Here is an 8,909-nt window from a genome sequence, read left to right on the forward strand (position 1 = left end):
CTGCAGATGATCGCCGACGCCGTCGGTATCACGAAAGCTGCTGTCTACCATCAATTCCGGACCAAAGAGCAGATCGTCATCGCCGTGACCGAGCGCGAACTCGGCCGGCTCGAGCCCGCGCTGGAGGCGGCCGAAGCGTACGACGACGGGCCCCAGGCGCGAGATGCGTTGCTGGTGGGCGTGATCGAGATGGCCGTTCGGGACCGCCGGCTGGTGCGCACGCTGCAATTCGATCCCGTCGTCGTCCGGCTGCTGGCCGAGCACAAGCCGTTTCAACATTTCATGGACCGTCTGTATCGGGTGCTGCTGAGCGATGCGGGCCTGGACGGGCGGATCGAGGCCGCCATGTTCTCCGGCGCGCTGAGCACCGCGGTCATGCATCCGTTGGTGGCCGACATCGACGACGAGACCCTGCTCGAACGGGTTACCGATTTGAGCCGGCGCCTGCTCGGTCTGCCTCGACCATCCCGCGACTGACCGCGCCGCGGCTACGTGTCGGCGCGGACCCAGCTCGAGATGCCGTCGTGCGCGATACAGATCAGGAACAGACCATCGGGCGCCTGCGCGACGTAGTTCAGATAGTTCGTGCAGTCGGAGTTTTCGTCCTTGACCCCCGCCATCGGCGGTGAGCGGAACCATCGCGGCTGGTATCGCCTCGGCGAGCCGCAGAACATCAGCCGGCCCGGCTCCGAGGCGAAGGAGACGTATCCGTCGGCGACACCGAAGGCGTAGTAGGTGGTGTTGTCACACGGTGCGCCGAGAACCTGATGGGGCATGATGCCCGGGGTGCAGGCTGGGTAGTCGCAGACGGTCGGCCCGGCCGAGGCTGGCGGCGCCGCCACCACCCCGGCGCCGAGCAACGCGGCAACCATAGCCACGATTGATCGCACCCGATTACTCTGCCACACCTGAAAAGAAAATTCTCCTGGTTGGAGAAGATCACCTGGGCCGAACGGTGTTCGGCGACGCGCCATGCCGAAACACCGCGGTGGCCGCTCCCCGGCGAGCCGGCATTTCCGCATGTAAGGCCTCGGGTGGGCGGCCGACCGACGACGGCATTGAGCCCGGGCGGCGGTGATAAGCTGCTTCTCCGTGCACGATCCGGAGGGGCCTGACGCCGACCCACGTGAGGACGCGGCGCCAGACGAAGTTGCCCGGGCCGAAGCGCGGGCCGAGGCGGCGCGGGCACGCCTGTCGCAACTGCGCCGGGCCGCCGAAACCGGGAGCGTGGACGACGAGGACGATGCCTCCCAAGACGCCGAGCAGCGCCCCGCGAAGACCCGCAAGCGGCTACGCCTGCGGCGTCCGGGACGCCCACGGTGGCTGCGGCGTCCCAAGCGGAAAACGGTAGCGGTCGGCGTCGGCTCCGTGCTCTTCTCGGCCTCTGCCGCCGCGACCGGTTACATGCTGTGGCAGCACCACATCGGCGTGCATAATCGCCAACTCGCCGCGGAGTTCAGTGCGGCCGCCCGGCAGGGGATCACGGCTTTCATGTCAATCGACCCCGCTCATGCCAAGGAGGATGTCCAGCGCGCGATCGATGCCTCCACCGGCGACCAGAAGAACCAGCTGGCTGTGCTGTCGACCCTGATCGTCAATAAGGCCGAGGAGACGAAGGTCGGCAGCACGGTCACCGTCGAAGCGGTCGCCGTCCAATCGTTGAGCGACAATTCGGGAGTCGTGCTGGTGGCGGCGAAGACCACTCCCACTGGGCCGGATAACGCCAAACCGCCGCCGGCCTTGTTTCGGCTCAGCGTCAACATGGACCGCGACGGCGGCCAGCTCAAGATGTCGAAAATCGAATTCCTGCGATGACTGTCGAGCATGGCTCGTCGCCGGACGACACCGAAAAGATTGACGGAGTCCAGACTTCATCCGCCGAGGAGAACGACGGGCCGCCCGCTGGCGAGGACCCGGCACGCGCGGGCCGGCTGGCGGTGATTCGGCGCCGAGCCCGCCCGTATTTGGCACGGTGGCGTGCGATCGTCGCGACGGCGTTGGTGGTTGCCGCCGTGGGAGTCGCCGCAGGCGTGTACTTCTTCGTGTACCGGCCGGACCAGCAGGTCAATGACGCGGCGGCGGGCCGGGCAATCCGGGCGGCGTCAGACGGTGCGGTGGCGGCGCTGTCGTATTCCTACGACCATTTGAACCGCGATTTCGACAACGCGAAATCACATCTCACCGGCGACTTTCTGGCCTATTACAGCAAATTCGCCGACGAGGTCGTCGCGCCGGTGGCGGAGAAGGGACAATTGACGGCGTCCGCCAAGGTGATTCGGGCCGCGGTCTCGGAATTGCATCCCGATTCGGCAGCCGTGCTGATTTTCGTCGACCAGACGACGGCAAGCGTGCACAAGAAGGATCCCGAGAAAACGCAGAGCAGCGTCCTTGTCACGCTGAAAAAAGTCAATGGGTCCTGGCTGATTGCAAAATTCGACCCGTCCGGATAAGCGGGGTAGATCTTGTCCCAACCGTTACCTGGCAGGCCGAAGCGGTGTAACGTCATCGGTCGAGAACGCCGCAACCGACGGCGAAAAGGCGCCTATAGGCACTCTCGGATTACGCGCTTCGAGGAGCACCTGATGCGTTCAGTCAAAACACTCACCACCGCAACGCTGGTTGCTGCCACCGCATTCGGCGGTTTGAGCGCTGCGCCCACTGCCCAGGCGATAACCAAGGAAGACGTGGCCCTCAACGGAACCTACCGCGCCACGTCCATCGGCGATTGGGCCCAGCGAAATGACCAGTACTTCGGCGAACCGACGGTCTACCAGGTATGGACCATCAGCTCGACGTGTGACTCGACCCTGGAATGCCATGGCACGGTGACGAGCGACCAGGGATGGACCGCGCCCCTATATATGAAAGATGGGGAGATGTGGAAGGTGAGGCGCGAAGTTCCGAACTGGGAGCGGTGCGAGGACGGTACGGCGTTCCCCGGGCAGCAGCAATACTTCTTCTTCCCGGTCAATGACAATGGTGGATTCCAGATCGGCTCGCGGGTCCTCTCGGGCAAGGACAAGACGGTCGGTCCGAGCGGTGCGTGCGGGCAAAACAATTGGCTCGATATCACGATGCCGTTGCGGTTAGACCAGCTCTCCTGACCGGCCGGGCGTAGCTTCGTCGCCTCGCCCCCTGGGCCGCTTCGGCTGGCGAATTCAGGTGGGCAGCATGTCCTTCCACGTCTTGGGCGCTTTCGGAGCGACGAGATCCGACTGCTGATACAACTTCCCGTCCGGACCGACGTAACGACCGGTGTGCGGATCGTACTTTGCCACCACGACCGAGGGCGCGGGCTTAGATGCGTTGGCTCCGAACGAGCTTGGCGCGGCCTGGGGTCCGCCGCCGCCAGCCGTGTCGGCCGGTGCGGGATCGGCCGGTGCAGAGTCGGCCGGCGCGGGACCGGGAGCAACGAGCGGGGCTAACGGCAGTGCCGGCGGCGCGGCCGGCGGCGGGGGAAGTTCTCCCGCCGCAGGGACGTCGAGTGGCGCAATGGGCGGAAGGTCCGCCGACATTCGCGACATCGGCGCCAGCGCTGGTCCCGACGACGGCAACGGGGGGGCGGCGGCCCCCACCGTGCCCGGCGGCGGATTTTCTCCCCGCGGCCCCGCAGGGGCACCGCGCGGCACCGCCCCCGGCGGCAGCGGCGTTCCCTCGACCGGTCCGAAGATCCTGTCATTGGTGGTGATTCGGTCATCGGGCGGCACACCCTGGGCGATCAGGTTGGGATCCAGCGGGTAGGGACCGAGGGTGTGCTGGCGCATCGCCAGCGGCATGTACGGCTTGTCGCTGTTGCAGATTTCTACGGTCGGGGCGCGCTTACCCGGGTGACCCATGCAGGGATAGTTGCGGGCACCGCGCACCGCGATCGGTGAATCCTGCGGCAGTTTGCAATACAACCCGTCCGGTGTGTCGATGTCGGTCAGATCGTCCGGGGATCGCCAGGTGTTGGGTGGCATGAAGCCGACCGTACAAATAGGCGGGTCGTCGACCGTGGCCGCGAAGTCGCCGTAAGCCCTACCGTCCGGGTGGTTTTCACCCTGAGCGGCCTGCTCGATGGCAACGCCCGACGGCAGCAGGACCAGCAGCTGCTCGATGGAAGGGTGATAGGTGACGCCGATCTGCCCGATGGTGGTCAGGTTGGCAAGCAGCACCGGCAGCGTCGGTTTGATCTGTTCGAGAAGCCGCGACGCTTCATTCGCGGCGTCAGGGCCCTTCTCCAGGATGGTGCGGAAGTGAGAATCGTTGTTCGCCAACGTATCCGAGATGCCGGCGAAGCTGTGCGCCCACGTTCGGATCGAATCGGTGGTTCGCGCCTGGGTGTCCAGCAGCGGTCCGGTGTCCTCGGTGAGGGCTCGGGTGCGGTCGACGACGCCGTTGGCGTCGCGGGACAGCGTCTTCGAGGAATCGATCAGCGACCCCAGGTCGTAACCGGAACCGTTGAAGCCCTGGAAGGACTCGTCCAGCAATTGGCCGAGCTTGGTCTTCGGGATGCTTTGGACCAACGCGTTGACCTGCTCGAGCATCGGGCCGACCGGCTGCGGAATTGTCGTGTCGCGCACGGCGATAACCGACCCGTCGTGCAGATACGGCGGCGAATTCGTCTTGGGCCGTAGGTCCACGTACTGCTCACCCACGGCGGAGACACTGAGCACCTGCGCGGTCAGGTCCGACGGGACCTTGGGTGAAGTGCTAAGCGACAGCGTCGCTTTCGCGCCGGTCGGCGTCAAACCCACCGAGGTGACCTTGCCGAGCTGAACCCCGCGGTAGGTCACATTGGAAAACCGGTACAGGCCGCCGGTGGCCGGTAGCTCCAGCGTCACCGTCATCCGGCCGATGCCCAGCAGTGTCGGCGCTTGGATGTAGAACAGGACCATCGAGATCACGCCGATGGTTCCGGCGATCACGAAAACCGCCAGCTGGATCCGAACGAAGCGCGTCAGCATCTATCCACCCGCTCCCGTTCCGGGCGCCTCCGCGGGCACCGGCGATTGACCAAGACCCGCGTCGGGCACGGGCGGCGGCCCGGGCAGCGGGCCCGCGTTCGGCGGCGGCCCGGGCAGCGGGCCCGCGTTCGGCGGCGGCCCGGGCAGCGGGGCCGCGTTCGGCGGCGGCCCGGGCAGCGGGCCGTAAGCCGACGACGGTCCGGGCACCGCACCCGGCGGTGGTGGCGGCAACGGCAATGCGTTGGGATCGATCCACGGCGGCCTCAGCGGGTTATGCAACGGATCGAGTGTGTAATTCAAGCGATACGGGTCCCCGGGCACCGGTGGTACGGGCATATCCAGCTGCCCCCAGTGGGTTCCCAGGAACAATCCCTTCTTCAGCCGCGGGATCGTGAGGTCGAAATCGAAATGCAGGTTGAAGAAGTCACCTCGGACCGCGCGGTCGACGAAGTTCTGGGTGAACGGGAACACGAACGATGCCGCGATGGCCGCGCCGAAGTCCGGTCCGACGTCGGCGAGCGCCTTGATGGTCGGCTCCAAGTTTTTGAGGTTCGTGACCAGGTCGGCCTGGGAGTCGTTGATCAGCCGGGTGGCGGTGTTGCTGAACACGCGAAGATGATCCAGGGCGGCCGTCAAACGCGGCCGCTCCTTGATCAACACCTCCAGCGCCGGCGGTATCTTGCGCAGCGCGTCGGTGACCACGTCGCGTTGGTCGGCGAATGTGGCGGCCAGCCGATTCAACGCCTGGATGGAGGCGACGAGGTTGTCGCGCTGGTCGTCCAGCGTGCCCACGAACGTGTCCAGGCGGGTGATCAGATCACGCACCGCGCCCTCGCGCCCGGACAGGGCGGCAGAGAAATTGTGGATGACCTCGCCGATCTGTCCCAATCCACCGCCGTTGACGACCGCGCCCAACGACGACAGCGTCTGCTCCGTCGACGGGTAGGCCGATGACCGGCTGAGTGGGATGGTGGCGCCGGGCTGCAGCCGTCCGCTGCCCTGCTGACCGAGCGGTGTGTTGAGCTCCACATGCATCGAGCCCAGCAGGCTGGTCTGACCGACGGTGGCTACCACGTTGGCGGGGACCACGACATCGCGCTTGACCGAGATCTCGACGTCGGCGTGCCAGCCTTGCACCCGCATCGTGCCGACGCTGCCGACAACGACGTCATCGATCATCACGGGCGAATTCGATTCCATCGTCCCGACATTCGGAAGTTCGACGTGGTAGATGTTGGCTCCGGGACCGCGTCCGACCGCACCGGGCAGCGGTAGCGAATTCAGGCCGTGGAATGCGCAACCCGTCGTCGTCAACGCCACGCAACAGCCGACGGTGAACACCCGCCGAGCGACCACTCGAGCGATCATTGTTGTGGCCCCTCGTCTGGCAGCAGCATGCCCGACACGGTCGGCGCCGGTGGTGGCGGCACCGGTGTCGACGGCGGCGGCGGCAGCGGCATCGCCGCGCCCGGTATCCGCTCCGGCGGCACCGCCCCCGGCGGTCCCACCGGATCACCCGGCAGGCCGGTATAGGCCGACACCTCAGGCGGGATCTCGGGCGGTCCGGGTTTCGGGCCCTCGCCGCCGGGCGCCAAGCGCGGTTCGGTGTAGAGAACCCTGGCCGGGTCGACCGACTTCGATATGAACGGGTTGATCGGAATTGGCGAATTGTTCCAGCTCGTCTGCCGCAGCCCCGGCCCCAGGAACAGGGAGCACAGCTTGCCCGATTCGACCGCGGTGATGTTCTCGATGGCACCGATCTGCGTGCAGCCCGGAGTGGACAGCAGAACCTGACCGCCCCACGTGGGATTCGACATATTCATCAGCCCGAACCCGCCGACGATGGTTCCGGTGTCCGCGTTGTAGTCGTTGAAGAAGTTGCCGAACGCGTTCGGCGCGCCGTGCAGAATGTTTTCCAGGGCCATGTGGTGATCGACCAGGTTCTGCGTGACATCGGCCAACCGGGCGATCTGCTCGCTGGTCTGGTTGCGCGTCCCGGCGATGAACCGCCGCACCTCGCCGACCGCCGTCGACAGATCGGTCAGCGCCGCATCCAGATCGGATTTGCTGTCGTTGACCACGCTGGTGAGCGTTGCGAGGCGACCGTTGAACTGCTCGATCTGCACGTTGCTGTCGCGCAGCGCGCCGACGAAGGTCTGCAGGTTCTTGATGATGTCGACGATGTTGCCGCTGCCGTTGGCGAGGATCCGGCCCACCCCGGACAGTTGAGCGAGCGTTTGCCGCAGCTTGTCGCCGTTGCCGTCGAGCGCGTCGGCGGCACTGTCGATGAACCGGCCCACCGACGTGCCCGAGACCCCGCTCTTGGGTCCCAAATCCGTTGCCAGGCGCATCAACTGGGTTTTGACTTCATCCCACTCGACCGGCACCGCGGTCCGTTCGACGGGGATGACCGCCCCGTCGCGCATGACCGGCCCACTGTCGCGATAGGCCGGCGAGAGCTGGACATAGCGGGCGGCCACCAGATTCGGCGCGACGATCACCGCCTTGGCGTCCGCCGGAATGGGCACGCCGCGGTCGACCTTGAGGACCATCTTGGCCTGGGTGCCCTGCGGCTGAATGGATTTGATGTTGCCGACCTTGACACCGGACACCCGCACCTCGTCATGGGGATAGATCGCGGTGGCGGTGGTGAAATACGCGGTGATCGTGCGTGGCCCGAAGAACGTGTTCCGGACGACCATGGCGGCGCCGGCAATGATCAGCCCGACCAGGACGGCCGCCGTCACGGCCGCCAGCCGCTTGCGCGGAATCCGGGAGATCCGGGAGCTCACTGTGATCCTCCGATCCGTCCGCCCAACGTGCAGCCAGGGCACTGTGGAATGAGGTTGTACGGCCAGGGGGTCAGGGCCCGAGGTACCGGTGACGGGAAGCCGGGACCCTTGGAGGTATCGAAGGTGCGGAATCCCCAGAGGTAGTCGAACAACTCCTGGAAGAGTTGCGGAACAAGGAAGTTCGGGGCGAACGCCTGGTAGGCGTACATACCGGAGATTGCCTCGCCGACTGTGATCTGGAATTTGGCGAGGCCCGGCAGCGCTTTGCCGATGTTGTCGCGGTTCTTCTCCAGGACGCCGGTCACCCGGTTCAGCCGCTCCAGAGTAGGTGCGAGTGTGGCTTCGTTGTCGTGCACCAACCCCGTGAGCTGCTTGGCCACCACCGAGGTGTTGGCCAGCAGGTCGACGATCTCTTGCCGGCGTGCGACCAGCACTTGGAGCAGGGAATCGGAGTTGAGGATGAGCTTGTTGACCTGCATGCTGCGTTCCGAAAGTATCCCGGTGACGTCGCCGGCGCTCTTGAACAACTCGCCCAGGTTCTTGTTGCGGCTGTTGAGGGTTCGCGATAGCCGAGTGAGCGCGTCGAAGGCCGGCCCCATCTGGGGTGCGATCTGGTCGAGCGTCGCCGCCAGCGTGTCCAGCGACTGATTCAGCGCGGTGGTGTTGGTGCCGGCCGTGTCCGACGTCAGGTCACTGACCGCTTCGCTCAGCGAATAGGGCGAAGACGTGCGCGAGACGGGGATCAGCGTCATCGGATGCATCGTGCCGCTGCCGGCGGACTCCACCGTCAGCATCCGCTCGCCCAGCAGCGTGCCGGTGCGGATGTGCGCGGAAGTCTCGGAGCCGAGCAGGATGTTGCCCTTCATCGCGAACGTCACCAGAGCGTCGCCATGGCTGAGCTTCACATCCGAGACGGAGCCGACCTTCATGCCCGACACGATCACCGGGTTGCCTACCGCCAGGCCGCCGGCTTCGGTGAACACCGCCTGGTAGCGCACCATCGTCGCCCATTGGATGAATCGGTCGGGCGACAGTCCGACCAGGATGACCATCACCGCCAGGACGACGCCGATGAGTCCGGGCTTGACGAGCCCAGCTCCGCGATACTTGAGCATTAGGGTTCCGTGCACCTTCCTGCATCTGACCTGAAGATGTTGGCGCGCACGGTCTT

The 8,909-nt window shown here is 65.8% G+C and carries 9 protein-coding genes; 4 read left to right on the forward strand and 5 right to left on the reverse strand.

Annotated features, from left to right (window positions below; translation table 11 throughout):
- A partial coding sequence (locus A9W96_RS11500) for a TetR/AcrR family transcriptional regulator (RefSeq protein ID WP_067139872.1) occupies window positions 1–477 on the forward strand: 477 nt, incomplete at its 5' end.
- Window positions 478–488: 11 nt separating this feature from the next.
- Here A9W96_RS11500 and A9W96_RS11505 read toward each other — a convergent pair.
- Window positions 489–872, reverse strand: a complete 384-nt coding sequence (locus tag A9W96_RS11505; RefSeq protein WP_197497979.1) for a hypothetical protein — start codon at window positions 870–872, stop codon at window positions 489–491.
- A gap of 220 nt (window positions 873–1,092) precedes the next feature.
- On the opposite strand from A9W96_RS11505, the gene A9W96_RS11510 reads away from it, so the two are divergent.
- From A9W96_RS11510 to A9W96_RS11520, 3 genes are all read left to right on the forward strand, one after another.
- Window positions 1,093–1,815, forward strand: a complete 723-nt coding sequence (locus tag A9W96_RS11510) for a hypothetical protein (RefSeq protein WP_067139876.1) — start codon at window positions 1,093–1,095, stop codon at window positions 1,813–1,815.
- Entirely contained in the window at window positions 1,812–2,450 is a 639-nt protein-coding gene (locus A9W96_RS11515; RefSeq protein WP_067139879.1) for a hypothetical protein, read from the forward strand. The genes A9W96_RS11510 and A9W96_RS11515 overlap by 4 nt, the downstream gene beginning before the upstream one ends.
- Before the next feature lie 132 nt (window positions 2,451–2,582).
- Window positions 2,583–3,104: a hypothetical protein gene (locus A9W96_RS11520; protein ID WP_066864299.1), complete on the forward strand. Its 522-nt coding sequence runs from the start codon at window positions 2,583–2,585 to the stop codon at window positions 3,102–3,104.
- 54 nt (window positions 3,105–3,158) lie between these two features.
- Here the strand turns inward: A9W96_RS11520 and A9W96_RS11525 are convergent, their stop codons facing one another.
- The 4 genes from A9W96_RS11525 to A9W96_RS11540 are packed head-to-tail and all read right to left on the reverse strand — an operon-like array spanning window position 3,159 to window position 8,853.
- Window positions 3,159–4,946: an MCE family protein gene (locus tag A9W96_RS11525; RefSeq protein WP_067139882.1), complete on the reverse strand. Its 1,788-nt coding sequence runs from the start codon at window positions 4,944–4,946 to the stop codon at window positions 3,159–3,161.
- A complete protein-coding gene (locus A9W96_RS11530; protein WP_067139885.1) occupies window positions 4,947–6,314 on the reverse strand; it encodes an MCE family protein in 1,368 nt (455 codons plus the stop codon).
- Complete coding sequence (locus A9W96_RS11535) at window positions 6,311–7,738, reverse strand: MCE family protein (protein WP_067139888.1); 1,428 nt, start codon at window positions 7,736–7,738, stop codon at window positions 6,311–6,313. Before A9W96_RS11535 ends, A9W96_RS11530 begins: the two co-directional genes overlap by 4 nt.
- Window positions 7,735–8,853 carry an MCE family protein gene (locus tag A9W96_RS11540; RefSeq protein ID WP_067139891.1) on the reverse strand — a complete coding sequence of 373 codons (1,119 nt, stop codon included), beginning with the start codon at window positions 8,851–8,853 and terminating at the stop codon, window positions 7,735–7,737. The genes A9W96_RS11535 and A9W96_RS11540 overlap by 4 nt, the downstream gene beginning before the upstream one ends.
- Window positions 8,854–8,909 lie beyond the last annotated feature (56 nt).

This window comes from Mycobacterium sp. 1245852.3 (assembly GCF_001669335.1).
GTDB lineage: Bacteria > Actinomycetota > Actinomycetes > Mycobacteriales > Mycobacteriaceae > Mycobacterium > Mycobacterium europaeum_A.